Here is a 25971-nt window from a genome sequence, read left to right as displayed (position 1 = left end):
GACCCCGGCCGGGGCGGGCGGACCGGTTCGCCGGCCGTCCGCCCCGGCCGTCCCGCTGCTCCCATCGACCCGGGGGAGCCGGTGCGGGCACCGCACCGACCGGAGGGAAGGGATCACCCATGGCACGGATGCCGTCGGCCGAGCGACGCAGACAGCTGACCGAGGCCGCGATCCGCGCGATGACCCGTGACGGCGTCGCCCGGACCACGACCCGGTCGATCGCCGCCGAGGCGGGCGTGTCGCTGAGCGTCTTCCACTACTGCTTCGACTCCAAGCAGGTGCTGCTGGAGTCCGTCATCGCCACGCTCACCGAGCACTACGTGGGGGTGGTCAGGGAGGCGATCCGGCCCAGGGACACCCTCCGGGAGACCGTCCGGGCCGGCTTCCAGGCGTACTGGGACCACGTGGCGGCCAACCCCGGCGAGCACATGCTCACCTACGAGCTCACCCAGTACGCCCTGCGCCAGCCGGGATTCGAGCCGCTGGCGAGACAGCAGTACGAGCGGTACTCCGCCACCTACGCCGAACTCCTGGAACAGCTCCGCCGCGCCATGGGTTTCGAGCTGCGCGTCCCCGTCCCGGTGCTGGCCCGCCACCTGGCCGCCATGACGGACGGGCTGACGCTGAACTTCCTGGTCCTCGGTGACCAGGCGGCCGCGGCGGAGATCCTCGACATGATCACCGACCATGTGACCGGACTCGTCCGCCACGAGGTGCCCGGCGAGGCCGCCCCGCCCCCGCCCTGACGACGCCGGCCCCGCCCGGCCCCGCCCGCTCCGGCCGGCCCGCCGACGCCCCGCCCGGGCCACCTGCCCGGTCGGGCGGTCCGGGCGCCGGCCCCGCCCGGGAGGCGGTACCCGGCCCCGCGGGCAGAGAATCGGTGGTGAGCGAGAGGTGGAGCGCAGTCCGGGGCACCGCCGACGTGAGCGGCGTCCGGAACAGGCAGGGGACAGTGATGGCGGAGAACGGCGAGGCGCCGCGAACGGTGATCCTCACCGTCGACGACGACCCCGGGGTGTCGCGGGCCGTCGCCCGGGACCTGCGCCGCCGCTACGGGGGCTCGCACCGGGTGGTCCGGGCCGAGACGGCGAGCGCCGCCCTGGAGGCGCTGCAGGAGATGAAGCTCCGCGGCGACCTGGTCGCCGTGATCGTCGCCGACTACCGGATGCCGCAGATGAACGGCATCGAGTTCCTGGAACGCGCGATGGACGTCTTCCCCGGCGCCCGCCGGGTGCTGCTCACGGCCTACGCCGACACCGGCGCCGCGATCGACGCGATCAACCTGGTGGACCTCGACCACTACCTGCTCAAGCCGTGGGACCCGCCGGAGGAGAAGCTCTACCCCGTGGTCGACGACCTGCTGGACAGCTGGCTGGCCTCCGACCACCGCCCGGTGCCGGAGACCAAGGTGGTCGGGCACCGGTGGTCCGCCCACTCCTCCGAGGTCCGCGAGTTCCTCGCCCGCAACCAGGTGCCCTACCGCTGGTACCCGTCGGACGAGCCCGAGGGGCAGCGTCTGCTGGCCGCCGCCGGCGAGGACGGGCTGCGGCTGCCGCTGGTGATCACCCCGGACGGCCAGGTGCTGGTCGAGCCGGACGCCCGGGAGCTGGCCGCGCGGGTGGGGCTGGCCACCGCGCCGTCCGCCGACTTCTACGACCTGATCGTGGTCGGCGGCGGTCCCGCCGGCCTCGGCGCGGCCGTCTACGGCGCCTCCGAGGGCCTGCGGACCGTCCTGGTCGAACGCACCGCGACCGGCGGCCAGGCCGGCCAGAGCTCCCGGATCGAGAACTACCTGGGCTTCCCCGACGGCGTCTCCGGCGCGCAGCTGACCGACCGGGCCAGGCGCCAGGCGGCCCGGTTCGGCGCCGAGATGCTGACCGCCCGCGAGGTGGTCGGCCTGGAGGTGAACGGTCCGTCCCGGACGGTGCGCTTCGCCGACGGCTCGGCGATCGCCGCGCACACGGTGATCCTGGCGACCGGCGTCACCTACCGGCAACTGGACGCACCGGGCGTCGCCGACCTGACCGGGCGCGGTGTCTTCTACGGCGCGGCGCTGACCGAGGCGGCCGGCTGCGCGGGCAAGGACGTGTACATCGTCGGCGGCGCGAACTCGGCCGGCCAGGCCGCGGTGTACCTGGCCAAGGGCGCCCGCTCGGTGACCATCCTGGTGCGCGCCGCCGATCTGACCCGGTCGATGTCCCACTACCTCGTCCAGCAGATCGCCGAGCTGCCGTCGGTCACCGTCCGGGCCCGCACCGAGGTGGCGCGGGCGCACGGGAGCGACCACCTGGAGCGGCTCACCCTCCGGGACACCGAAACCGGCGCCACCGAGGAGGTGGACGCCCAGTGGCTGTTCGTCTTCATCGGCGCCGCGCCCCTCACGGACTGGCTGGAGGGCGTGGTGATCCGCGACGACCGCGGCTTCGTGGTCGCCGGGCCCGACCTGGCACCGGGCGGCGAACCGCCGAAGGGCTGGCCGCTGGACCGGGTCCCCTACCACCTGGAGACCAGCGTCCCCGGCGTGTTCGTGGCCGGCGACGCGCGGTCCGAGTCCGCCAAACGGGTCGCCTCGGCGGTCGGCGAGGGGGCGATGGCCGTGATGCTGGTGCACCGCTACCTGGAGAGGCTGTGACGCCATGACCCGACCGGTGGTCCTCTGCAGCCCGGACGAGCTCCGTACGCTCTTCCTCTTCGAGCGGCTGACTCCCGAGCAGCTCGGCTGGCTCTGCCGCGAGGGCCGGGTCGAGCGCTACGATCCCGGCCCGGTGTACGCCGAGGGGGACCCGGCGACCTGCTTCTACGTGCTGCTCGACGGCACCATCGTGCTCTCCCGGCGGGTCGGCGTCGACGACGTGGAGGTGAACCGGACCTCGCAGCGCGGCGTGTACTCCGGCGCCTTCCAGGCCTACCTGGGGGACCGGGTGCCGCAGGTGTACAACAGCTCGCTGCGCGCGGTCGAGCCCTCGCGGTTCTTCGTCCTGTCGGCGGACAACTTCGCGGGGCTGATGCGGGACTGGTTCCCGATGGCGGTGCACCTGCTCGAAGGGCTCTTCCTCGGCGCGCAGGTCGCCAAGGAGGCGATCGGCCAGCGGGAGCGGCTGCTCGCCCTGGGATCGCTGTCCGCCGGCCTCACCCACGAGCTCAACAACCCGGCCGCCGCCGCGCTGCGGGCCACCGCCGCCCTGCGCGAGCGGGTCGCCGGCATGCGGCACAAACTGGGCAAGATCGCGGCCGGCCCCTACCCGCAGGAGGGCCTGGACACCCTGATCACCCTGCAGGACGCCGCCGTGGAGCAGGTGGCGGCCACCAAGGCCGTCTCGCTCGGCCCGCTGGAGGCCGCCGACCGCGAGGACGCCGTGGACGAGTGGCTGGAGGAGAAGGGCATCGCCGAGGGCTGGGAGCTCGGACCGGCCTTCGTCCAGGCGGGCCTCGACCTGGACTGGCTGCGCCGGGTCGAGGAGACCGTCGGCCCGCAGAGCCTGGAGGGCGCCCTGCGGTGGCTGCACTACACGGTCGAGACCGAGCTGCTGATGAACGAGGTCGAGGACTCCACCACCAGGATCTCGGACCTGGTGGGCGCGGCGAAGCAGTACTCGCAGCTCGACCGGGCCCCGCACCGGGTGGTCGACGTCCACGAGCTGCTGGACAGCACCCTGATGATGCTCTCCGGCAAGATCCCGCCGGAGGTGACCGTGGTCCGCGACTACGACCGGGAGCTGCCCAGCGTGCCCGCCTACCCGGGCGAACTGAACCAGGTCTGGACCAACCTGATCGACAACGCGCTGTCGGCGATGGCCGGTTCCGGCCGGCTCACCGTCCGCACCGCCGTCGACCACGACCATGTGCTGGTGGAGTTCGGCGACACCGGGCCGGGCGTGCCGGAGGAGATCCGCAGCCGGATCTTCGAGCCGTTCTTCACCACCAAACCGGTGGGCGAGGGGACGGGCCTCGGCCTCGACATCTCCTGGCGCATCGTGGTCAACCGGCACCACGGCGACCTCCGGGTCGAGTCGGTGCCCGGCGACACCCGCTTCCGGGTCCTGCTGCCGATCACCGATCGAGAGGCGCCGCCGGCCGGGTGACCCGCTCCCGTCCGCCCGGTCACCGCGTCCCGGCCGCCGAACCCACGTCGGCCCCGGCGGGCCGAGGCCTCCGCACGGATCAGATTTCGGCCAGTTGGCCCGGGCCCCACCTGGCCGGCGCCGCTCCGTGGTTGGATGCGAGCACAAAATCACACCACGCGCATGCGCGGTCCGGAATCCGAAACTGTGCGGCGGACAACGGGAGGTCGGCCTGTGACCAACATGGAGGATCCAGCAGCCAACGACAGTGCCGGGCCAGTCCTCTACCAGTGGTTACGGGCGAACGAGGCGGGCAGCCTCACCCAGGCCACCACCGCGCTCGGACTCGACCCGCGTGAAGCCGCGGCGGCCTGGGCCGAGTTACGCGCGCTCCGGCTCGTCCGGCCCGGCACCTCGACCGGCGAGAGCGACCTGGTGGACCCGGACACGGCCCTGCTGAACCTGCTGCGCCACAAACAGGAGATGCTCCGCGCGCAGTGCGAGGAACTGACCACCATCGTCGCCGCCACCGAGTCCCTGCTGGACCGCTACCGGCCCGCCGTCGCCCGGCCCACCGAGCAGGTCCAGGTGGAGGTGATCGTCGGCGCCCGCAACCAGCGGCGGGTGATCCGGGACTTCTCCGACGTCCCCCGGACCGAGAGCCTGACCCTGCACGCCGACCGGGTGCCGTCCCGGACGGTCAGCCAGGCCCTGAACAGCTTCCTCACCGAGAAGAGCCGGATGGTCCGGCGCGGGGTGACCGTCCGCGCCATCTACCCGCAGGGCTTCAACTCCGCACGCTGGCAGTGCAAGTACCTCGCCGAGGTGCAGCGGGTCGGGGTCGAGCTGAGGCTCGCCCCGCAGGTCCCGTTCAGCCTCATCGTCGGCGACCACGACGTCGCGCTGCTGCCGCCCTACTCCGACCAGCCGGACGACGCGCTGATCGTGATCCGCGGCGCCTCCCTCGTCCGCACCTACGTCGCCCTGTACGAGGACTACTGGCTGCGCTCCTTCCCGTACCAGGGGCCCGTGTCCGAGGCCGGCGACGCCGAGACCGACTGGCTCACCGAACAGCACCGCACCTCGCTGCGGCTGCTCGCCAACGGGCTGACGGACGAACGGATCGCCCGCTCGATGGGCGTGTCCGTCCGTACCGTCAGCCGGCTGGTGTCCGAGGTGGCCCGGCACCTCGGGGCGCACAGTCGCTTCCAGGCCGGCGTGCTGGCCTGCGCCCGGGGCCTGGTCTGAGCCGGCCCCCGCCGGGTCGCCCCGAAGGCGCCGAGACACCCCGGGCCGGCTGCTCAGTGCTGCAGAGCGAGCCGGATGCCGAACGCGATCAGCAGCGCCCCGGTGGAGCGTTCGATCCGCTGCCGCACCACCGGACGGCGCAGGAAGGCCCCGAAGCGGTCCACCGTGACGGTGTAGAGGCTGAACCACATCAGGTAGAGCAGCACGAAGACGACGGAGAACTTCAGCGCGCTGCCCAGCGTCCGACCCGTCTCGGGCAGGAACTGCGGGAGGAAGGTGACGAAGAACAGCGCCACCTTGGGATTCAGGGCGTTCGACAGGAACCCCTGCCGCAGGCACTGCCCCCAGGAGAGCGATCGGGCGGGATCCGTGCCCCCGCCCTGCTGCGCCCGCTGCCGGGCGCTGCGCAGCGTCGAGATGCCCATCCACACCAGGTACAGCGTGCCGATCACCTTGAGCGCGGTGAAGGCCGTCGCGGAGGCCACCAGCAGGGCCGAGACCCCCAGCGAGGCCGCGCTCACGTGCACGCTCAGGCCGAGCATGCCGCCCACCATGGTGAAGAGCCCGGCGGACCGGCCGCCGACCAGAGCGTTGCGGGTGATCAGGGCCTGGTCGGGGCCGGGGATCATGATCAGCAGCAGGGCCGCCGCCGCGAAGGTCAGCATGCGGCCGCCTCCACCGTCCGCAGCACCGCCGCGCGCTGCCGCTCACGGAAGTAGAAGTGGCCCCCGGCGAAGGTGCGCTGCTGGATCGGGCCGCGCGTGGTGTGCGCGGCCCAGGCCGCCGACTGCTCCTCGGACACCACGTCCTGCCGGCCGCGCAGTACCGTCATCGGCACCGGCAGCGGTGGCCGGGGGAGCCAGCTGTAGGTCTCCAGGACCCGGTAGTCGGACCGGACGCAGACCGCCGTGAGCCGGCACAGCTCGGGATTGCCCAGCACCTCCTCCGGGATGCCCCCGTGCAGGCGGGCGACCTCCGCCAGCAGCTCGTCGTCGGGCAGCCGGTGCAGCCTGCTCCGCTCCCGCGGCAGGTGCGGCGCCGGGTAGCTGGAGAGGATCAGCCGCTCGGGCAGCGTCCGGCCCGCCGCGTGCAGGGCCTGGGTCAGCTCGTAGGCCAGCAGCGCCCCGAAGCTGTGCCCGAACAGCACGTACGGCGGGGCGAGTTCCAGCTCGTCGACCAGCGTGCCGACGAGCTCGGCCATGCCGGTGTGCGGCGGCTCCTCGTACCGGGAGCCGCGGCCCGGCAGCTGGACCGCGCAGACCGAGACCTTGCGCAGGTCCCGGGCCCACCGGACGTACTCCGCGGCGGAACCCCCGCCGTGCGGAAGGCAGTAGAGCGTCCGGGTGGCGCCGTCCGCGCCGGGCGCGCGGATCGTCCAGCGGGGCGGGGCCGGGGGAGTGGAGAGGGCGTCCACCGGGCTCACCCGACCCGGGCCGGCTCGTCGGAGCCGCTGAGATGGGCGGCGAGCCGCTCGATGGTGGGGTGGTCGAGGATCTCGCCCGGCCGGGTCTCCCGGCCGGTCTCCGTGCTCAGGTCCGCGCTGAGCACCAGGGTGGTGGCCGAGTCGACCCCGAGGTACTCCAGCGGGATGTCGGTCCCCACCTCCTCGGGCGTGATGTCGAGCAGGTCCGCCAGGTACTCCCGCAACCAGTCGGTCAGTTGCTGCCGGGTCATGCGTTTCCCTCGCTTTCGACGGTGCCGGTCGCCGGCTGGTCGTCCAGTGCGGTGGCCGGGCCGAGGATCGGCTCCAGCCAGCTGTCCAGGGCTGCCACCGTGGGGTGCTGCAGGATGATCCCCACCGGTACCTCGGTGCCGAAGGCCCGCTGCAGCGCGGCCGAGATGCGTGCGGCGAGCAGTGAGTCGCCGCCGGCCTCCAGGAAGTCGTCGGCGAGGTCGACCTGGCTCAGGCCGAGCACCGCGCGGTAGATCTCGACCAGCTTCAACTGGCGGTCGGTCTGGGGTGGTTGAACGGCTCGGCTGCGTCCGACCCGGCGCGCCCCGGCCTTGGCGAGGGTGCCGCGGTCGACCTTGCCGGTGCGGCTCAGCGGGAGCCGGTCCAGGGCGAGCAGCCGGGTCGGGACCATGTGCTTGGGCAGCCGCTCGGCCGCGTACTCCCGCAGCGCCTCCCGGTCGAACCGGCGCCTGGTCAGCGGTCCTTCGGCGGTGATCACGTCGAAGCCGACCGAGGCCGGGCCGTCCTCGTCCCGGGTCAGGACGGCGCTGCCGGCGAAGCCGGTCGCGTCGAGCAGGTCCGCCCACTGCGACCGGTCGAGCAACGGGTGCCCCCAGCCGCGCAGTTCGGTGTCCTCGTAGCCGTCGAAGCCCTGCTGCAGGCCCATGGTGAGGTCGAACCACGGGTGGAAGGCGGTCTGTTCGACCATCAGCAGGGTGCCGCCGGGGGCCAGCGCCGAGCGCAGGGTGTCCAGCCCGGGGCCGATCCGGCGGATGTCGTGCAGCACGCTGGCCGCGATAACCAGGTCGGCGGACAGGCCCTCGTGGCCCTGGAGTTCCGGCGACTGGTCGAGGTTGAACAGGCCCGGCCGGAGGAACCCGTACTCGCCGAACACCTCCCGGGCCCGGTCGGTGAAGTAGGGCGAGATGTCGGTGAAGAGGTAGTCCGTGCGGTCGGCCGGCAGCAGCGGCAGCAGGTGCCGGGTGAGGGTGCCGTAGCCGCCGCCGACCTCCAGGATCCGCAGCGGGCGGTCCGCGGGCCAGTCGGCCACGAAGCGGCGCACGGCCTCGGTGGCGACGTGGTAGGCGGGCCCGAACAGCCGGGCGTAGACCTCCGGGGTGCGGTCGGAGGCGTACAGCTCCGCCGAGTGCATCGACTGGGTGAGGATGTCGGCGAGGCCGCCGGCCAGCGACAGCATCCAGTCGATCAGGTCGTCCGGGACGCCGAGGGTGCTGCGCAGGGCCTGCCGGGCGCTCTCGGCGACCGGGTCGGAGATCAGCGCGGGGAAGCTCCGGGCCACCTCCAGCCCCTGCGGCGAACGGCGCAGCAGGCCCCGGTCGCAGAGCACCCCGACGGCGCGGGCCACCCACCGCTCGTAGCGCGGGGCGACCCCGGCGGCCAGCGCGGCGGCCGGGTCGAAACGCGCGCCGGGCGTGTGCGGCAGGCCCAGCGCCCGGAAGGCGGTCGCGGCGGCGGCGACGTACACGTCGTCCATGGCGGCCCAGGCGGTGCGCAGTTCCGCACTGCCGGGGCCGGGCGCCGGCACCCCGGCGGCGTCCAGCAGCGCCTGGCGACATCGGGCGGTCTCGGCCGGGTCGGCGACTTCGGTGTCCAGCAGCGAGCCGTCGGAGCGGTCGGGGACGACGAAGCCGAGCAGCTTGGCGCCGGCCCCCTCCTCAACGGACTTCACGACCACGGCGGATTCCACGCCGGGGTGCCTGGCGAGCACCGCCTCCACCTCGCCGCACTCGATCCGGTGCCCGCCGATCTTGACCTGGCCGTCCCGGCGGCCGAGGAACTGCAGCGCGCCGTCCGGCAGGTAGCGGCCGAAGTCGCCGGTGCGGTAGAGCCGTTCGCCGCTGACGGGGTGCTGGACGAAACTCGCGGCGGTGCGCTCGGGGTCACGCCAGTAGCCGCGGGCCAGCCCGGCGCCCTCGATGTACAGCTCGCCGGCCACCCAGACCGGGCAGGGCCGCATCGCGGCGTCCAGGACGTGGAAGGCCTGGTTCCGCAGTGGCTTGCCGTACGGGATGCTCGGCGCGTCCGGGGCCACGTCGTCGGCCGGGTGCCAGTTGGACCAGATCGAGGCCTCGGTGGCGCCGCCCAGGCTGATCACCTCGGCGTCCGGCCAGAGCGCGAGGATCCGGTCGGGCAGGTCGAGGGGGATCCAGTCGCCGCTGAGCAGCACCAGCCGCAGCTCGGCGGGCACGCTGTCGGCGGGGGCGTCCTCCAGGTGCTCGACGAGCATCTGCATCTGCGCCGGCACCGAGTTCCAGACGGTCACGCCGTGTCGGGCCATCAACTCGGCCCAGTGGGATGGCTCGCGGCGCTTGTCCTCGTCGGGGAGGACGAGCGCGGCGCCGGCTGCCATGCTGCCGAAGACGTCGTACACCGACAGGTCGAAGCCGAGGTCGGCCAGCCCGAAGAGCCGGTCGTCCGGGCCGACGCCGAATCGCTCGTTGATGTCGGCGACGGTGTTGAGCGCGGCCCGGTGCTCGATCATCACGCCCTTGGGGCGGCCGGTCGAGCCGGAGGTGTACAGCACGTAGGCGAGGTCGGCGGGGTCGGCGGCGGCCCGCACCCCGGGGAGCGGGGCGGCCAGGGGGCCGTCCCCGGCGGCGGAGCGGATCCGGGGGAGCCCGGCCGGCCACTCCAGCCGGTCGTCGTGCTCCCGGTCGGTGACCACGGCCAGCGCCTCGCCGCTCTCGAACAGCTCCGCCCGGCGGCGGGTCGGCAGGGCCGGGCCCACCGGGAGGTAGGCGGCCGAGGCGAGCAGCACGCCGTGCGCGGCCGCCACCTGGCCGGGGCCCTTGGGCAGGGTGATGGCGACCAGCCGGTCGCGCAGCGGCTCGTCGGTCAGCCGGCCGATGCCCTCGGCGACGGCGGCCGCCCGGTCGGCGAGTTCGCGGTAGCTGACGGTGCCGGCGCCGTGCAGGACGGCGGGCCGGTCGGGGTGGGCCAGCGCACCCTGGAAGAGGGCCTCGTGCAGCAGGCCCTCGGGGGCGGGGCCGGCGGTGGTGTTGGCGGCCTCGCGCAGCGCGAGCTGGTGTTCCGGCAGCGGGATGTCGAGCCGGTCGTCCCAGGCGGCGGCCCGGGTGAGCCGCTGGACGGTGCCGCAGTAGGCGGCGAACATGTCGTCCAGGACGCCCTCGGGGAACAGCTCCTCGACGGCGTCCCAGGTGAGGTCGAGCGAGCCGGTGACGTCCAGCACCTGGTGGTCGAGCCAGATCTGCGGGGTCTGGCTGAGGCGGTAGGTGATGTCGCCGAAGTAGGCCATCGGGCCGGAGGCGTCCGAGACGGTGCCGAGGCCGCTGGTGAAGACCACCGGCATGCCCTCGAAGCCGGTCTGCAGGCCGCGCCGGCGGCGCTCGCGCAGGGTGTGCAGGGCGCTCACGTAGCGGTGGCGCAGGTCGTGCTGGAGCTGGGTCTGGGTCCGGGCGGCCAGGTCGGCGACGGGGAGGTCACCGGTGGTGTCCATCTCCAACAGGCAGATCGAGGTGAAGTCGCCGACCACGCGCCGCAGATGGGGGTGGACCGTGCGGTGCCCGCGTTCGTTCTCGGCCAGCAGCAGCGGCAGCCGGTTGAAGATGGTGAGGTTGAGGCTGAAGCGCGGGGTGCCGCTCCAGGCCGCCAGCACCTCGGCGAAGACGGTGGCCAGCACCGCGGTCGGTGTCAGGCCGCGCTCCTCGGCGAGCTGCTGGAAGCGCTGCCACTCGTCGGGCGGCAGGTGGAACTCGCGGTGGGTGAACCGGGGTTTGTGGATCTGCACCGGCGGGCGGGCGAGCGGGAGTTCGGGGGGCGGGGCCAGGGTCTCGGCGCGTGAGGCCCAGTAGTCCAGGGACCTCTTGTAGCGGGGTGCGTCGGTGCCCGCCTCGAGGGCCGTCACGTAGTCACGGAAGGTCACGTCGATCGGCGGCAGTTCGACCGTCTCGTCCTGGCACAGCGCACTCCACTCGGTGAACAGCAGGGTGATGCTGGCCAGGTCGACCATCAGCAGGTCGAGGCTGACGTGCAGGCGGTCGTGGTCCGGGAGCCGGCTGATCCGGATGTCGAAGAGCGGCCAGACGGCGGGGTCGTAGACCCGTTCGGACATGTCGGCCCGGATCTCGGCGAGCCGCTCCGCCATCGTGGCCGGATCGGCGTCCGAGAGGTCCTCGAAGCCGACCTCGAAGGGCGGCGCCTCGGGCAGCACCTGCTGCCGGCCGTCCTTGTGGACCACGGCCCGGAGCATGCCGTGCCGCTCCAGCAGGCGGCGCCAGCCGCGGGTGAGCAGCGCGTGGTCGAGCCGCCGGCCCTCCATCTCGAAGTAGGCGTGCGGGGCGACGTTCCCGAGGACGAAGTTGGGCCCACGGCCTACCCAGTACGCGTACTGGATCTCCGTCAAGGGGAAGGCCGCGTGGGCGTCTGATGCTGTCATGCGGTGGCCCGCCTCCAATGATCAGTGGTTGGACACAGTCAAGTGAAGCAACCCGCTGGTTGCGGTTCAATGAATCGGATCTGCAGGAACGCGCCATGACGGAAGCACGCCAACAGCGGGCGGGCGCCCCGCTCCGGGCCGGCCCGGTCGGGCGGACGAGCCCGCGCCACCCCACCGGGATCCGTAGGATCGCCGAGGTGGAGAGGCCCGATTGCCTTGCCGCGATCAGGACTTCGTACGACGAGGTCGCCGACACCTACCTGCGCCGCGTTCCGCGCCGGAGCAGCTGAGCCCGGCGGTTCGTGCGATGCCGACGGCCTTCGCCGAGGGCGTCCGCGGTCCGGGCCGGCGGCCGGTGGCCGATCTGGGATGCGGGCCCGGCCAGGTGACGGCCCATCTCGCCGCCCTGGCTGCCCGGCCCGACCCCGGTGGCCCCGGTTGGCCGAGCGGCCCGCCCACGGACGGGTGACGTGGAGGCACCTGAGGGCGCCGTCCTGCTAGAAGTCTGGCAGCGGAGGAACGACACGGAACGGATCGAGGCCGCAGTGAACGCCCTTGCCGAGGCCAACCTGCGACTGGACGCCGGGCCGGTCGACTACGCCCTGCTCGCCGTCTACTTCGCCCTGGTGCTCGGGATCGGCTCGCTCGCCCGGAAGTCGGTCTCCTCCAGCCTGGACTTCTTCCTGGCCGGGCGGTCGCTGCCCGCCTGGGTCACCGGGCTGGCGTTCATCTCGGCCAACCTCGGTGCGGTGGAGATCTTCGGGATGACCGCCAACGGTGCCCAGTTCGGCATCCCGACCGTGCACTACTACTGGATCGGCGCGATCCCGGCCATGGTGTTCCTCGGCCTGGTGATGATGCCGTTCTACTACGGGTCCAAGGTGCGCAGCGTCCCGGAGTTCCTGCGGCTGCGGTTCGGCCGTTTCGCCCACCTGGTGAACGCGCTCAGCTTCGCGCTGGCCCAGGTGCTGATCGCCGGGGTCAACCTCTACGCGCTCAGTACGGTGGTCAACGCGCTGCTCGGCTGGCCGCTCTGGTCCTCCGTGCTGGTCGCGGCGCTGATCGTGCTGGCGTACACGACGCTCGGCGGGCTGTCAGCCGCGGTGTACAACGAGGTGATGCAGTTCTTCCTGATCGTCGCCATGCTGGTGCCGATCACCCTGGTCGGGCTGCACAGGGTCGGCGGTTGGAACGGGCTGAGCGACCGGATCCGGGCGGTGAACCCCGACGCGGCGGAGCAGTTGAACGCCTGGCCGGCCAGCAACCTCACCGGGATCGCCAACGCCACCCTCTCGGTGCTGGGCATCGTGTTCGGCCTCGGGTTCGTGCTCTCCTTCGGCTACTGGACGACCAACTTCGCCGAGGTGCAGCGCGCCCTCGCCGCGAGGAACATGTCGGCGGCCCGGCGCACGCCGCTGATCGGCGCGTACCCGAAGGCGCTGATCGCCCTGGTCATCGTGATTCCCGGGATGCTGGCCGCGGTCCTCTCGCCGGAGCTGGCGGCGTACAAGGCCGCCGGCGGCACGTCGACCGAAGGTGTGACGTACAACAACGCGATCGAACTGCTCATCCGCGACCTGCTGCCGAACGGCATGCTGGGGGTGGCGATCACCGGGCTGCTGGCCGCTTTCATGGCGGGCATGGCGGCCAACGTCAGCTCGTTCAACACGGTCTTCACCTACGACCTCTGGCAGGCGTACGTGGTGAAGGGCCGGCCGGACGCGTACTACCTTCGGGTGGGCCGCGCCGTCACGGTCCTCGGCTGCGTGATCGCGGTCGGCACCGCGTTCATCGCCAGTGGCTACAACAACATCATGGACTACCTGCAGACGCTGTTCTCCTTCTTCAACGCCCCGCTGTTCGCCACCTTCATCCTTGGGATGTTCTGGAAGCGGACGACGCCGCTGGCGGGCGGGATCGGGCTGATCGTGGGGACGGCGGCCGCCGTGACGGTGGATCAGCTCGTCCGGCACCACGTCCTGCACCTGGCGGGCCAGGGGCCCAGCTTCGTCGCGGCGAGTGCGGCCTTCGTCCTGGACATCCTGGTCAGCGTGGGGGTCTCGTTGGCCACCCGGCCCAAGCCGGACAGCGAACTCGTGGGTCTGGTCTGGTCCTTGACGCCGAGGGACCGGATCAAGGCGGACGACACCGCCGAGGACGCGGGCTGGTACCGCAACCCGGTGATCCTCGGGGGCGGAGCCCTGCTGCTGGCCACCGTTCTGAACGTGATCTTCTGGTGAGAGGGGCGAGGACATGACGGACCGGCCGGCCGGGGACGAACCGGCGGGCGCGCGGGCGGGGCTTTTCGACCTGCGCCGGATCCTCGCCCTGCTGTTCGGCGTCTACGGCACCGTGCTGACGGTGATGGGTGCCACCGTCACCTCACAGGCCGACCTGGACCGGGCGGGCGGGGTGAACGTGAACCTCTGGGTGGGTGTCGGCATGCTGCTCGGGGCGGCGGCCTTCGCCGGCTGGGCGAGGCTGCGGCCGATCCGGCTGCCCCCGGCGTCGGATCCGGGGCTGTCGGATCCTTCAGGGCCGGGTCCGCACTGAGGGGGCACCTGGTTACGAGGTGGCGCGACCGGCGCCGCCTGGCGTCGAAGCGGCCCTCGACAGGCCGGCCGGCCCGGGGCTACCACCAGGACGGGCGTCGCCAGGGCTCCACGGTCACCTGGTCGGCGAGCACGATCACGGCGTTCCGGCGGTGCCGCAGGGCGTCCGGGGTGCCTGCCTTGCGGATGGCCTCCTCCCGGGCCTGGCTGCGACTGTCGGCCCACTCGACGAAGGTCTGGGTGCCGGGCCGGCCGTCGGGGAGGGTCACCGGGACGGTGACGTACCAGGGACTGCTGATCCGCCTGGTCCAGTTGGCGACCGGGCTCGTGCCCGGGGCGGCGCCGAGCGCGGGCGCCGGGGCGGACTCCGGGGACAGGGCGAAGGCGGACGTGTACATGGCTCTCTCCGGGTGTGACGTGCCCGCGGAAGCAGTGCTGCCTTCCGGGTGGCGGGTGCCGTCGCCGAGCGGCCTTTCGGGCCGGTGCTGCTGGGACGGGGCTGGGACGGGGGCCGGTGCCGATACCGGTGCGGGGGCTTGGGGACTCTCGCGGACGACGGTCCGGGTCGGTGGGTCGGGGTGCGTCGACGGGTGGTCCCGTTGGAGCGGCTCGGTTCTCACGGGGGAACCTCCGAGCTTCGGGGCCGTCCGGCTTGCGCCGACGGGCCGAGGGGCGTGCGGACCGGTGGGGTGCGTGGACCGGTGGGTGGCTTCGCCGGTGGATGCCGCCGGGCGGGGCGGCCGACCTGCGGGTGGCCTTGAATCGTGCGGCCGACCTGCGGTGCCGGGAATTCGGCGGATGATGCGGGGCGGCTTCCTCGCGTTTCAACATGTTCAAACGTTCATAAGCAACATAAAACGCCTATTCCGCGCGGGCGTCAAGGGCCTACCTGAGGGAAATGTTCGATTGTGCGCCGGTCCGCCCGGGGTGTGCCGAAAAAGCCGGGAAAGCCGTGTCGGAGAGTGGTGCCGCGATCACCGGGGGAGTGGTCGCGGGGCCGGGTTTCGGCGGGCCTTCCGGAGGTCGCGGCTGCCGGGCGGCCCGGTCCGGGCCTGCCCAGGCGCTCATGAGGCGACCTCGCGCAGGCGGCGGGCGGCGGCCTCGGGCAGTACGTCGTTGACGAATGCGTCCTGGCCGGATTCGACACCGGCGAGGAATTTGAATTTGTTTGCCGCGCGTCGAATTGTGAAGAGCTCCAGATGGAGCGAAAGCTCCTCGCCGCCGTCGCGGGGTGCCTGGTGCCAGGCCGCGATGTACGGGGTCGGCGAGGAGGGTCCGGGCTCCGCGGCGTCCTCGCCGTCTGCGGGGGTGTCGAAGAGGCGGTCGAAGCGGCGCAGCAGTTCGAGGTAGATCCGCGGGAACTCGGCCCGCTCGGCCGGCCCGAGGGCGGGCAGGTCCGGGACCCGCCGGACGGGGTACAGGTGCACCTCGTACGGCCAGCGCGCCGCGAAGGGGACGAATGCCGTCCAGTGCTCGCCGGTGAGCACCAGGCGCCGGCGGTCCAGGCGTTCGGCGGCGAGCAGGTCCTCGGACAGGTTGCGGCCGGTCCGGCGGCGGTACTCGGCGGCGCGGGCGATCATCTTGTCGGTCCGCGGCGTGGTGAAGGGGTAGGCGTAGATCTGGCCGTGCGGGTGCGGCAGCGTGACGCCGATCTCGGTGCCCCGGTTCTCGAAGCAGTACACCTGCCGGACGGCGGGCAGGGCGGTCAGCTCCCTCGTACGGTCGATCCAGGCGTCCAGCACCAGCGCGGCCCGCGACTCCGAGAGGTCGGCGAAGGAGGCGTCGTGGTCGGAGGTGAAGCAGACCACCTCGCAGCGGCCGGTACCCGGTTCGGACCGGAAGAGCGGTGACCCGGAGTCCGGTACGCGGCCGGCCCGGTCCGCGGACAGCGAGGGGAAGCGGTTCTCGAACACCACGACCTTGTAGTCGGCGGCCGGGATCTCGGTGGACCGCCCGGCCCGGGAGGGGCAGAGGGGGCAGTCGCCGGCCGGCGGCTGGTAGGGCCGTCCCTGCCGGTGCGCGGCCACCGTCACCCGGTCGCCCAACACGGGGTCGAGGCGGATCTCCGACCGGACGGCTACCGGCCCCAGGGTGCGCAGGTCGGTGGCGTCGCGGAGCACGTCGCCGTCCGGGTCGTAGTAGATCAGTTCCCGGCCGTCCGCGAGCTTGGTCACCGTCTTCTGCACCGGGGCACCTCCCTTGTGCCGGGCCGCCGATGCGCTGCGCCGGGAGGGCCCTGTGCGGCGCCGGGCTCACAGCCTCAACACAACCGCACACTGACTATCATGATAGTGGACGGGTTCCGACGTGCGCGGGGTCGTCGCGGCGCCACCGCACCCGCGTCCGCCCCGCCGGCCGGCCCCGGGCGCCGCCCCGCCGTACGGCAGGCCGGCTGCCATGATGAAGGTTCGCGGGAGCAGTCGCGAGCGGGCCACGTACAGCCGGAGGACGCCGGATGACCGAGAATTCCCAGCTGCTGGCACCGCAGCGGCGGGCACTGATCCTGGAACGGGTCCGCCAGCACGGCGGGGTGCGGGTGAACGAGCTCACCCGGGAGTTCGGTGTCTCCGACATGACCATCCGCCGCGACCTGGACGCGCTGGCCGGGCAGGGACTGGTGGACAAGGTCCACGGCGGTGCCGTGTCCGCCGAGGAGACCCGGATCCTCGAACCCGGCTTCGAGGCCAAACTCGCCTGGGAGCTCGCGGCCAAGGAGGCCATCGCGGGTGCCGCCGCCGACCTGGTGCGCCCCGGCGCGGTGGTGGCCCTGGGGGCCGGCACCACCACGTACGCGGTCGCCAAGGCACTGGTCAAGGTGGAGCGGCTGACCATCGTCACCAACTCGATCCGGATCGCCGAGGTGTTCGAGCAGGTCGGTGACCAGCAGCGGCGCGCGCCGACCGTGATGCTGACCGGCGGGATCCGGACCCCGTCGGACGCCCTGGTCGGGCCCCTCGCGGACCAGGCGATCCGGGCACTGCACGTGGACATCCTCTTCCTCGGCTGCCACGGCCTCACCGCGGATGCCGGCCTCACCTCCCCCAACCTGGGCGAGGCGGCGACCAACCGGGCCTTCGTCCGGTCCGCCGGCCAGGTGGTGGCCGTGGTCGACCACACCAAGTGGAACGTGGTGGGCCTGTCCACCTTCGCCACGCTGGACGAACTGGACTACCTGATCACCGACCGGGCCGTGCCCGAGTCGGAGGCGGCCGCCGACCGGGTGGGGCGGATCGTGGTGGCGGAGAGCACCCGCCCCGCTCCGTAGGGCGGGCCCGGCCGGACCCGGACCCGGACCGAGGGGAAGGACGGGCCGGCGCCCCGGCTTCACACGGCGGCGGCCTCGTCGGTCCAGAGCCCCTTCGGGTGCTCGTCGACCGGGAGCGACAGGTCGGGCTGGGCGCGGCAGCCCGGGCCGGCCAGCGGGTCCGACGGCCAGCGGTGCTCCCGGTCGGGCCAGAGCAGTTGGACCACGGGGACCGGCACCCGCCGGTAGAAGCCGACGGCCGTGCCGAACAGCGGTCGGTGCCAGCAAGCCTCCACCGGCTGGAGCCGGAGCCGGTATCCCTCGACGACATCGGGGAGCAGGGTGCCGGGCTCGGTCGACGCCCCGTCACGCAGCAGGGCGGCGACGTCACCGACCCAGTGCATCAGCCCGTGCAGTTCCAGGCCGAACATGGCGACCTCCGGGATCCGGTAGGAGTGCCAGAGGCCCACCGTGAACGCCCAGTCGGGGAGCTCCCCGCCGCCGCCCACGCCGACCACCTGCCAGCCCTGTTCGCGGACGCGCGCCATCGTCGGGCCCCAGTGCTTGCGCCGCAGCCGCCGCGCACGAAAGGTCGCGGCGGCGGCCGGATCGCAGAGCACACAGGGGCAGGGGGAAGCCTCGGGCAGGTCGGTCACCCGGGTATCCAAGCAGATCAGAGCCGATGGCCCAGCTGTAGGGGCGGCCGGCGGACGCTCCGCCGGGGGCGGCTCAGCTGCCGCAGGCGCAGCCGGCCTCGGCCCCGGCCGGGGCGGCCTCCAGGTCGCCGCCGCTGCAGCAGGTCTCGCCGGCTTCGGCGCCGGTGGCGCTCCGGCCGAGCCGGTCGGCGTCCGCCTTGACCACGTAGACCTCCCAGGGCTCCTGGCCGGGGCCGGTGACCCAGACCTTGTCCTGCAAGGCGTAGCAGCAGGAGGTGTCGTTCTCCGCGAAGGTCGCGAGCCCGGCCTCCTTGAGGCGGTCGGTGGCGGCGGTGACCTGCTCGGTGGACTCGACCTCGACGCCGAGGTGGTCCAGGCGGGTGTCCTCGCCCGCCGGGCCCTCGATCAGGACGAGCTTGAGCGGCGGCTCGGCGACGGCGAAGTTCGCGTAGCCGGGGCGGCGCTTGGCGGGCTCGGTGCCGAAGAGCTTGGAGTAGAAGGCGACGGAGCCTTCGAGGTCCGCGACGCGGAGGGCGAGCTGAACACGGGACATGGCGGTCTCCCCTTGATCCGGTTGATCCGGGCTTATATCGACGGCTGTCGATATGGCCGAGGTTGTCACCCACATAGATGACTGTCAACATAGACGCATGTCGAATTTGGAACTGCCGGTACTCGGCCAGGACGACCCGGCGGCGTGCTGCTCGCCGATGGTGCGCCAGCCGCTGGGCGAGGAAGCCGCCGTCGACATGGCGAAGATGTTCAAGGCGCTGTCCGACCCGGTGCGGCTCCGGCTGCTGTCCCTGATCGCCTCCCACGAAGGCGGCGAGGCCTGCGTCTGCGACCTGACCGGTCCCTTCGACGTGTCCCAGCCGACGATCTCCCACCACCTGAAGGTGCTGCGCCAGGCCGGCCTGGTCGGCTCCGAGCGGCGCGGGACCTGGGTCTACTACTGGGTGCTGCCGGCCGCGCTGGCCAGGCTCTCCTCGCTGCTGGACGCCCCCGCCCGGGCGGGAGGCTCCCGGTGACGGATCCTGCTCCGGCGTCGACCCCCGTCCCGGCACACCCCCTGGGTCGCCGGACGCTGTCGAGTTCGTCGGGCCGGTCGCCCTCGACGCAACCGGGCGGGTCCTCGGCTGGGCCGCCGTCACCCGGGTCGCGGACCGGTGCGCGTACGCCGGCGTCGTCGAGCACTCGGTCCACGTCCACCCCGGTGCCCGGGGCCGAGGGGTCGTCGCCGCCCTCCTCGCCGCGCTGGTCGCGTCCACGGAGGCCGCGGGGATCTGGACCATCCAGTCCGGGATCTTTCCCGAGAACACCGCCAGCCTTGCCCTGCACACCCGGGCCGGGTTCCGGGTGATCGGCACCCGCGAGCGGATCGGCAGGCACCACGGCCGGTGGCGCGACGTCCTCCTGGTCGAACGCCGCAGTCCCACCGTGTGGTGACCACGCGCGGGCCGCGCCGCCGTCCGGCACGGTGTGCGGCAGTCGGCCGACCCGTGCGCGGGATCGCCCCCGGGCATGCATGCCCCCGGCCCCGGCCCGCCGGTGGTACCGCGGTACCACGCGCCGCGCGATGATCAGCCCGGGGTACCACGGTTCGGGCCGCCGTCGGACCTAGCGTTGCCGGTGAGGCGGTCGGGACGGTCCGGCCCCCGAGGACGTAGGGGTGACCGATGATCGAGGCACACCAGCTGACGAAGCGGTACGGCGAGAAGACCGCGGTCGACGGCCTGGACTTCACCGTCCGGCCGGGGACGGTCACCGGCTTCCTGGGGCCGAACGGCGCCGGCAAGTCCACCACCATGCGGATGATCGTCGGTCTGGACGCGCCCACCAGTGGCTCGGTGCGGGTCAACGGCCGCCGCTACGCCGGGCACGCCGCGCCGCTCCAGGAGGTCGGGGCGCTGCTGGAGGCCAAGTCGATCCACCCCGGCCGGTCGGCCTTCAACCATCTGATGGCACTGGCGCACACCCACGGCATCCCGCGCCGCCGCGTCGACGAGGTCGTCGAGCTCACCGGCCTGCAGTCCGTCGCGGGCAAGCGCGCCGGCGCGTTCTCGCTGGGCATGGGCCAGCGGCTGGGCATCGCGGCGGCGCTGCTGGGCGACCCGGCCACCGTGATGCTGGACGAGCCGGTCAACGGGCTCGACCCGGAGGGCGTCCGGTGGATCCGCAACCTGCTGACCGGGCTCGCCGCCGACGGCCGGACGGTCTTCGTCTCCTCGCACCTGATGAGTGAGGTCGCGCTGGTCGCGGACCACCTGATCGTGGTCGGGCGCGGCCGCCTGCTGGCCGACACCACCGTGCGGGAGCTGGTCCGCCAGGCCGGCGGCGACGTGGTGAAGGTGGCCACGGCCGACCCGGCCCGCCTGCGCGAGGCCCTGGCCGGACCGGGCGTGGAGGTCACCGGCCAGGCCAGCTCCGAGGAGCTCCTGGTCACCGGCCTGACGGCGCGGGCGATCGGTCTCACGGCCGCCGAGCACGGGATCGCCCTGTTCGAGCTGGCCACCCGTACGGTCTCCCTGGAGGAGGCGTTCATGGACCTGACCCGGGACGCCGTGGAGTACCACGGCTCCACCACCGGCATCGAATCCCAGGAGCGTGCCGCATGAGCACCGTCGCACCGAGCCAGGCGCCCGGGCCCACCACCGAGCGGCCGGCCCGCCCGGTCTACAAGGTGACCGGAGTGCGCGTGCTGCACTCCGAGTGGGCCAAGATGTGGTCGCTGCGATCCACCTGGATCACCCTCGGCCTGGGCCTGCTCTTCCTGGTCGCGTTCGGCCTGATCGCGGCCTACCAGTTCAAGTCGCGGGTCACCTCCGGCCGGCCGATGGAGCGCGATTTCGCCGCCGCCACCACCCTCGGCCTCTCGCTGTTCGGCACCAACTTCGCGCAGCTGGCGCTGGGCGTCCTCGGTGTCCTGGTCGCCGCCGGCGAGTACTCGACCGGCATGATCCGCTCGACCCTGGCCGCGGTGCCGCGCCGGCTGCCGGTGCTCTGGTCGAAGGCCGCCGTGTACGGTGCGGTCGCGCTGGTGCTCGGTACGGTCGGGGTGTTCGTCGCCTTCCTCGCCGACAGCCGCATCCTCGCCGGGACCCGGGCCGCGATGACGATCTCCGACGCGGGCGTGGTCCGCAGCCTGCTGGGGGCCGGCCTCTACCTGGGGCTGGTCGGGGTGATCGGCGTCGCGCTGGGTGCCCTGATGCGGTCGGTGGCTGGCGGCATCTCGGTGCTGGTGGCGTCGTTGATGCTCGTCCCCGGCCTGGTCTCGCTGCTGCCGAGTTCCTGGCAGGACGGCATCAGCCCCTACCTGCCGAGCCACGCCGGTGAGGCGATGTTCGCCCTGCAGCACGACGCGACCACACTGTCCCCGACGGCGGGTCTGCTGGTCTTCGCCCTGTGGACGGTGGCCGTGCTGGCCGGTGCGGCCGTCCGCCTGGTGCGCACCGACGCCTGAGCCGCAGCCGCCCGTCCCTCCCGCTCCACCTTTCCTGCCGGCCCCACCCTTTCCGCCAGCCTCTCCCTGCCTCGCGGCGCCCCGTTTCGGTGGGCGCCGCGACGGCCGTTCCCCCGACCACGACGGACAGGTGAGACCCGTGCACCACCAGGACACCGCCGGCCCCGGCCCCGCGCCGGCCCCCGCTCCCGGAACGGCCACCGCGCCGGCCGCCGCCCTCGCCACGGCCACCGCGCCGGCCCCCGCTCCCGGAACGGCCGCCGAACCGGCCGGGGGCGGCGACCCGCTCTCGGGGCACCCGTTCCTCGTCCACCTGGCGCGCGCGGGCCAGCGCCTACGGCAACTGGACCGCGCCCACCCGTGGATCCTCGACGCCGCGGTGGTCGCCGTGATCTTCCTGGTGTTCTGCCTCCCCGACCTGGTGCACGGCGGCGAGGGCCCGCGCGAGCACCGGATCGCCTTCACCCGGCTCCCCCCGGCGGTGATGATCACCCTCCAGGTGGGCCTGCTGCTGCCACTGCTGTGGCGGCGCCGCCGGCCGACCGCGGCGTGTGCGGCGGTCATCGCGGTGTTCACGCTGCAGTGGGCCGCCGGCACGGCGCTCCGCGCGGACGTGGCGCTGCTCGTCGCCCTGTACAGCCTGGCCCTGCACGGACGGCTGCGGCACCTGGCCTGGGCGTGCGCGGCGGTGGCCGGCGCCATGGGCGTGGTGGCCGTCCGGCTCTCCGCCGCGGTGTCCGTCTGGGACGCCCTGTTCTTCCTGTTCAGTGCGGCGACGGCGGCCGTCGCCCTGGGCATCGCGGTCCGGGTCCGCCGGGCGCAGCTCGCCGGGTTGCGGGAGCGTGCGGCCCGGTTGGAGATCGAGCGGGACCAGCGCAGCCGGCTGGCCGCCGCGACCGAGCGCACCCGGGTGGCCCGGGAGATGCACGACATCATCGGCCACAACCTGTCCGTGATCATCACCCTCGCGGACGGTGGCGCGTACGCCGCCGAGGCCTCGCCGGAACGGGGCCGGGAGGCGCTGGTGCTGATCGGCGACGCCGGGCGCCAGGCCCTGGGCGAGCTGCGGCGGATGCTCGGCCTGCTGCGGGTGCGCGGCGACGGCGGCCCGGAGCTGAACCCGCAGCCGGGCGTCGCCGACCTCGACGGGCTGTGCGCGCGGATCCGGGCCGCCGGACCGGAGGTCGTCTACAGTTCCGAGGGTGACCTGGACGGGCTCGACCGCGGGGTGCAGCTGATGGCCTACCGGATCGTGCAGGAGGCACTCACCAACTCGCTCAAGCACGCGGGCCCGGCGACCCGGGCGCGCGTCACGGTGGCGGCCGACGGCGCCCGGCTCAGGGTCCGGGTGGACGACAGCGGGCCGCCCGGCGGATCCGCCGGACCCGGTTCGCCCGGCGAAGGGCACGGGCTCGCCGGGATGCGTGAGCGCGCCGCGCTGTACGGCGGCAGCGTCGCCGCCGGCCCCGGACCGGGCCGGGGATGGTCCGTGCTGGCCGATCTCGACCTCTCGCCCGATCTCGACCTCTCGCCCGATTCCGACCTCTCGCCCGATTCCGACCTCGTGCCCGGTCCCGACCTCGTGCCCGATCTCGGCCTCTCGCCCGATCCCGACCTCGTGCCCGGTCCCGATCTCTCGCCCGGCCTCGACGCGGTGGGTGGTCCGGCGTGACCACGGTCCTGATCGTGGACGACCAGCCCTTGCAGCGGTACGGCTTCCGGATGCTGCTGGAGAGCCAGCCGGGCACCGCCGTGGTCGGCGAGGCCGGGCACGGGGCCGAGGCGGTGCGGCTCGCCGCGCACCTGCGGCCCGACGTGGTGCTGATGGACATCCGGATGCCCGGGATGGACGGCATCGAGGCCACCCGGCTGATCGTCGCCGCCGGCGGGCGCTCGCGCGTCCTCGTGCTGACCACCTTCGACCTCGACGAGTACGCCCATGCCGCGCTGCGCGCCGGAGCCAGCGGATTCCTGCTCAAGGACGCCCGCCCCGAGGAACTGCTGGCGGGGATCCGCGCGGTGGCGGAGGGGGACGCCGTGGTGGCCCCCGCGGTGACCCGGCGGCTGCTCGACGCCTATGCCCGCCACCTGCCCGGGCAGCCGCCCGGCGGCGCCGCCGAGGACCCGCGGATCGCCGCCCTGACCGACCGTGAGCGGGAGATCCTGGTCGCCGTCGGGCGGGGCTGGACCAACGGCGAGATCGCCCGGCGCCTGGTGCTGTCCGAGTCGACGGTGAAGACCCACGTCGGCCGGGTGCTGGCGAAGATCGGGGCCAGGGACCGCGTACAGGCCGTGATCTTCGCCTACGACCTGGGGCTGACCCGGCCGAGCCCGCCCGGCTGAGCGGCTCGGGGCAAGGAAGCCGCACGACGGCTCCGACGCCTGCGGCCCGGCCGGGTACGACCGAAGTCCCGCACTCCGGGGAAAGTGCGGGACTTCGGCGCTACGTCGGCCGGGCGTGGGGCGCCGGCCGACGGGCCTCTGCGTGAACGCCGGGGCCGCCTGGCGCAGCCGACGGCCGACGGCCGACGGCCGACGGCCGTCGGCGTCGGCGACCGCGACGGGTGTCAGGTGGCCAGCCACCGGTGCAGCGGGCCCGAGCGGACGCGGTCCACCAGGCCCCCGCCGTACCCGGCCAGCCGGCCGAGGCCGTAGCCGGCGGCGACGCCGACCACCGCGCCCAGCGCCACGTCGTGCGGGTAGTGCACGCCGACCAGCACCCGGGAGACGCCCATGGCCGCGGCCAGGACGAGGGCCAGTGCCCCGATGCGGCGGTCCACCAGCCACAGCGCGGCCGCGCCGGCGAACACGATGACGGTGTGGTTGCTCGGCAGCGACCAGTCGCCCGGCACCGGACAGGCCTCCAGGGTCGGCGCGGCAGGCAGTACCTGGCAGGGCCGGGGCTCCCGCAGGACTTCCTTGAGCAGGGTGTCGGCCGCGAACGCCGCGACCACGCAGAGCGGCACGGCCAGCGCCCGGGCCATCGCCGTCCCGTCGCCGCGGCGGGCGCGCCACCACGCCGCGAGCATCAGCACCGCCAGCAGGCCCAGGCCGTAGGCGGAGAACGCCGCGACCGCGCTCCGCAGCACGGGCGGCAGGTGCTGCGCCCAGTGGTCCACGGTCAGGTACAGGCCGCCGTCGACGCCGCGGCCGTCGAAGGCGAGGCGGACCGGGCCGGCCGTCATCGCGCCCTCGCCCGACGGCGGGAGCGCAGCAGCTCCAGCGCCAGCGGCAGCAGCGACACCGCGACGACCAGGGCGACGATCGGCAGCAGGTACCGGTCCACGTTCGGCACCGAGGAGCCGAGCCCGAAGCCGGCGAGGACCAGGCCGAAGGTCCAGACGAGGCCGCCGACGACCTGCCAGAGGGTGAAGGTCCGCGCGCCCACACCGAGCGCCCCGGCCAGCGGGTTCAGGACGGTCCGTACGACGGGCACGAAGCGGGCCAGCACGACGGCCTTGCCGTGCCCGTAGCGGTCCAGCAGCTCCTCGGCGCGCACGGCGCCCTCGTGGAGGTGCTTGTTGCGGGAGCGGGCGAGCAGTGCCCGGCCGCCCCGGCGGCCGAGGAGGTAGCCGACCTGGGCGCCGGCGAGGGCGCCGACGGCGGCCGCGGCGAGCACCTGGGCGAGGTCGAGGTGGGGCCCGCTGCCCGAACCGGTGGTGCACAGCAGGCCCGCGGTGAACAGCAGTGAATCGCCGGGCAGGAAGAAGCCGACCAGCAGGCCGGTCTCCGCGAACAGGACCACGGCGATGCCCAGCGCGCCGAACGCGCCGAGCAGTGATCCCGCGTCCAGCGGGTTGACGGCCAGCAGGCTGGACGAGAGGTTCATCGTGTCTGCGCCTTTCCTTGGGATGGGGTGCGGCCCGGGGCCGACGGGAGGACGGGCGGGCACCGGGAGGACGGGCGGGCGCCGGGAGGAGCGGCCGGACGGCCCCTACCGGGGAACGCCGCCGCCGGGGCCGACGGCGGGATCCCGACGACCCGGGGCAGCGTGGCCTCCCGCGCGCCGCCGCTCCGGGGCGGCCCTGCCGGGCCCGCCCGCCGGGTCAGCCGCCGAGGACGGTGTTGCCGGTCACCGTGCCGCTCGCGCCGTCCACGGTCACCACGTGCCGGACCCCGTCCGGCCCGACGACCACGGCCCGCCAGGCCCGGCCGCCGCCCTGCTCCGCGACCGCGGTCAGCGACTCGACCCGGCCGTCGGCGACCGCGGCGGAGGCCTTCGCCACCGCGTCCGCCGCCCCGAGGGACGGCAGCGGCGCCGGTGCGGCCTTCGCGTCGAGGCCGTCCGCCTGCCGTCCGCCGAGTGTGTTCGGGCCGTCCGCCCGCTGCCCGGCGCGGCCGTCGGCCCGCTCGCCGTCCCGGCCCTGGTGCGCCGACCGGCCGTCGAACCGCTCGCGGTCGCCCGCGGCCGACACCCGGTGGTCGCCGCGGCCCTCCTCCTCGTGGTGGATCGCCGCCGCGGCCGCGCCGCCGCCGATCACCACCACCGCCGCACCGGCCGCGACCCAGCGCGCCGACCGGCCGCGCACCCACCGGCCCGCGCGCCCCTTACCCGGACGCTTCGCGCCCGGCTGCTCCTGCGGTTCCCCGACGCCAACGGGCTCGCTCACGCCACCCACCCCGATCTCCGGCAAGGCCCGGGCCTTCCCCGGGCGACACGG

Annotated in this window: 24 protein-coding genes and 1 pseudogene; 14 read left to right on the top strand and 11 right to left on the bottom strand. The window is 73.8% G+C overall.

What is annotated here, in order from left to right; all coding sequences use genetic code 11:
* Positions 1-119: 119 nt before the first annotated feature.
* The 4 genes from OG689_RS02075 to OG689_RS02060 all read left to right on the top strand — a co-directional run bounded on the left by OG689_RS02075 (position 120) and on the right by OG689_RS02060 (position 5309).
* Positions 120-746 (top strand): TetR family transcriptional regulator C-terminal domain-containing protein, encoded by a 627-nt coding sequence (locus tag OG689_RS02075; protein ID WP_266316980.1) that lies wholly within the window; start codon positions 120-122, stop codon positions 744-746.
* 209 nt (positions 747-955) lie between these two features.
* Positions 956-2632 (top strand): FAD-dependent oxidoreductase, encoded by a 1677-nt coding sequence (locus OG689_RS02070; RefSeq protein ID WP_266316978.1) that lies wholly within the window; start codon positions 956-958, stop codon positions 2630-2632.
* A gap of 4 nt (positions 2633-2636) precedes the next feature.
* Positions 2637-4082, top strand: coding sequence for an ATP-binding protein (locus OG689_RS02065; RefSeq protein WP_266316976.1), 1446 nt, complete (start codon positions 2637-2639; stop codon positions 4080-4082).
* Between the two features lie 222 nt (positions 4083-4304).
* Positions 4305-5309, top strand: coding sequence for a LuxR C-terminal-related transcriptional regulator (locus OG689_RS02060; RefSeq protein WP_266326798.1), 1005 nt, complete (start codon positions 4305-4307; stop codon positions 5307-5309).
* Positions 5310-5362: 53 nt separating this feature from the next.
* Here the strand turns inward: OG689_RS02060 and OG689_RS02055 are convergent, their stop codons facing one another.
* Genes OG689_RS02055 through OG689_RS02040 form a run of 4 tightly spaced genes read right to left on the bottom strand, consistent with a single transcriptional unit; the run spans position 5363 to position 11398 of the window.
* Complete coding sequence (locus tag OG689_RS02055; protein ID WP_266316975.1) at positions 5363-5974, bottom strand: LysE family translocator; 612 nt, start codon at positions 5972-5974, stop codon at positions 5363-5365.
* On the bottom strand, positions 5968-6723 hold the full coding sequence (locus tag OG689_RS02050; RefSeq protein WP_266316973.1) for an alpha/beta fold hydrolase: 756 nt from the start codon (positions 6721-6723) through the stop codon (positions 5968-5970). Before OG689_RS02050 ends, OG689_RS02055 begins: the two co-directional genes overlap by 7 nt.
* Before the next feature lie 5 nt (positions 6724-6728).
* Entirely contained in the window at positions 6729-6983 is a 255-nt protein-coding gene (locus tag OG689_RS02045; RefSeq protein WP_266316972.1) for an acyl carrier protein, read from the bottom strand.
* Positions 6980-11398 carry an amino acid adenylation domain-containing protein gene (locus OG689_RS02040; RefSeq protein WP_266316971.1) on the bottom strand — a complete coding sequence of 1473 codons (4419 nt, stop codon included), beginning with the start codon at positions 11396-11398 and terminating at the stop codon, positions 6980-6982. The genes OG689_RS02045 and OG689_RS02040 overlap by 4 nt, the downstream gene beginning before the upstream one ends.
* A 95-nt stretch (positions 11399-11493) precedes the next feature.
* Here OG689_RS02040 and OG689_RS44705 point away from each other — a divergent pair, with 95 nt between their 5' ends.
* From OG689_RS44705 to OG689_RS02025, 3 genes are all read left to right on the top strand, one after another.
* Positions 11494-11688 (top strand): hypothetical protein, encoded by a 195-nt coding sequence (locus tag OG689_RS44705; RefSeq protein ID WP_323189242.1) that lies wholly within the window; start codon positions 11494-11496, stop codon positions 11686-11688.
* A 255-nt stretch (positions 11689-11943) separates the two neighbouring features.
* On the top strand, positions 11944-13638 hold the full coding sequence (locus OG689_RS02030; protein WP_266326796.1) for a sodium:solute symporter family protein: 1695 nt from the start codon (positions 11944-11946) through the stop codon (positions 13636-13638).
* 13 nt (positions 13639-13651) lie between these two features.
* Positions 13652-13951 carry a hypothetical protein gene (locus OG689_RS02025; RefSeq protein ID WP_266316969.1) on the top strand — a complete coding sequence of 100 codons (300 nt, stop codon included), beginning with the start codon at positions 13652-13654 and terminating at the stop codon, positions 13949-13951.
* A gap of 79 nt (positions 13952-14030) precedes the next feature.
* On the opposite strand, the gene OG689_RS02020 is transcribed toward OG689_RS02025, so the two are convergent.
* Both OG689_RS02020 and galT read right to left on the bottom strand, forming a co-directional pair.
* Positions 14031-14348: a hypothetical protein gene (locus OG689_RS02020; RefSeq protein ID WP_266316968.1), complete on the bottom strand. Its 318-nt coding sequence runs from the start codon at positions 14346-14348 to the stop codon at positions 14031-14033.
* Between the two features lie 666 nt (positions 14349-15014).
* Positions 15015-16136: a galactose-1-phosphate uridylyltransferase gene (gene galT / locus OG689_RS02015; protein ID WP_266316967.1), complete on the bottom strand. Its 1122-nt coding sequence runs from the start codon at positions 16134-16136 to the stop codon at positions 15015-15017.
* A gap of 269 nt (positions 16137-16405) precedes the next feature.
* On the opposite strand from galT, the gene OG689_RS02010 reads away from it, so the two are divergent.
* Positions 16406-17215 (top strand): DeoR/GlpR family DNA-binding transcription regulator, encoded by an 810-nt coding sequence (locus OG689_RS02010; RefSeq protein ID WP_266316966.1) that lies wholly within the window; start codon positions 16406-16408, stop codon positions 17213-17215.
* 59 nt (positions 17216-17274) lie between these two features.
* Here OG689_RS02010 and OG689_RS02005 read toward each other — a convergent pair whose 3' ends face one another.
* Together OG689_RS02005 and OG689_RS02000 are read right to left on the bottom strand one after the other, a co-directional pair.
* Positions 17275-17850 carry a DUF4262 domain-containing protein gene (locus tag OG689_RS02005; RefSeq protein WP_266316965.1) on the bottom strand — a complete coding sequence of 192 codons (576 nt, stop codon included), beginning with the start codon at positions 17848-17850 and terminating at the stop codon, positions 17275-17277.
* A gap of 73 nt (positions 17851-17923) precedes the next feature.
* Positions 17924-18403 (bottom strand): ArsI/CadI family heavy metal resistance metalloenzyme, encoded by a 480-nt coding sequence (locus tag OG689_RS02000; RefSeq protein ID WP_266316964.1) that lies wholly within the window; start codon positions 18401-18403, stop codon positions 17924-17926.
* 97 nt (positions 18404-18500) lie between these two features.
* Here OG689_RS02000 and OG689_RS01995 point away from each other — a divergent pair, with 97 nt between their 5' ends.
* From OG689_RS01995 to OG689_RS01970, 6 genes and pseudogenes are all read left to right on the top strand, one after another.
* Positions 18501-18878, top strand: a complete 378-nt coding sequence (locus OG689_RS01995) for a metalloregulator ArsR/SmtB family transcription factor (protein ID WP_266316963.1) — start codon at positions 18501-18503, stop codon at positions 18876-18878.
* Between the two features lie 79 nt (positions 18879-18957).
* Positions 18958-19296 (top strand): annotated as a pseudogene (locus tag OG689_RS01990) (N-acetyltransferase family protein); the annotation flags it as partial.
* Positions 19297-19526: 230 nt separating this feature from the next.
* The gene (locus OG689_RS01985; RefSeq protein ID WP_266316962.1) at positions 19527-20465 is read left to right on the top strand and encodes an ATP-binding cassette domain-containing protein; all 939 of its coding nucleotides are present in this window, start codon (positions 19527-19529) and stop codon (positions 20463-20465) included.
* On the top strand, positions 20462-21310 hold the full coding sequence (locus OG689_RS01980) for an ABC transporter permease (RefSeq protein ID WP_266316961.1): 849 nt from the start codon (positions 20462-20464) through the stop codon (positions 21308-21310). Before OG689_RS01985 ends, OG689_RS01980 begins: the two co-directional genes overlap by 4 nt.
* 313 nt (positions 21311-21623) lie before the next feature.
* Entirely contained in the window at positions 21624-22982 is a 1359-nt protein-coding gene (locus tag OG689_RS01975; RefSeq protein WP_266326794.1) for a histidine kinase, read from the top strand.
* Positions 22979-23653, top strand: coding sequence for a response regulator transcription factor (locus OG689_RS01970; RefSeq protein WP_266316960.1), 675 nt, complete (start codon positions 22979-22981; stop codon positions 23651-23653). Before OG689_RS01975 ends, OG689_RS01970 begins: the two co-directional genes overlap by 4 nt.
* A gap of 224 nt (positions 23654-23877) precedes the next feature.
* Here OG689_RS01970 and OG689_RS01965 read toward each other — a convergent pair whose 3' ends face one another.
* The 3 genes from OG689_RS01965 to OG689_RS01955 form a co-directional block, all read right to left on the bottom strand.
* Entirely contained in the window at positions 23878-24495 is a 618-nt protein-coding gene (locus OG689_RS01965) for a phosphatase PAP2 family protein (protein WP_266316959.1), read from the bottom strand.
* Entirely contained in the window at positions 24492-25139 is a 648-nt protein-coding gene (locus tag OG689_RS01960; RefSeq protein ID WP_266316958.1) for a DedA family protein, read from the bottom strand. Before OG689_RS01960 ends, OG689_RS01965 begins: the two co-directional genes overlap by 4 nt.
* A gap of 217 nt (positions 25140-25356) precedes the next feature.
* Positions 25357-25920, bottom strand: coding sequence for a hypothetical protein (locus OG689_RS01955; RefSeq protein ID WP_266316957.1), 564 nt, complete (start codon positions 25918-25920; stop codon positions 25357-25359).
* Positions 25921-25971 lie beyond the last annotated feature (51 nt).

It is taken from the genome of Kitasatospora sp. NBC_00240 (assembly GCF_026342405.1).
Lineage (GTDB): Bacteria > Actinomycetota > Actinomycetes > Streptomycetales > Streptomycetaceae > Kitasatospora.
The sequence above is the reverse complement of the archived record's forward strand: the minus strand, read 5'-3'. Positions and strand labels throughout refer to the sequence as shown.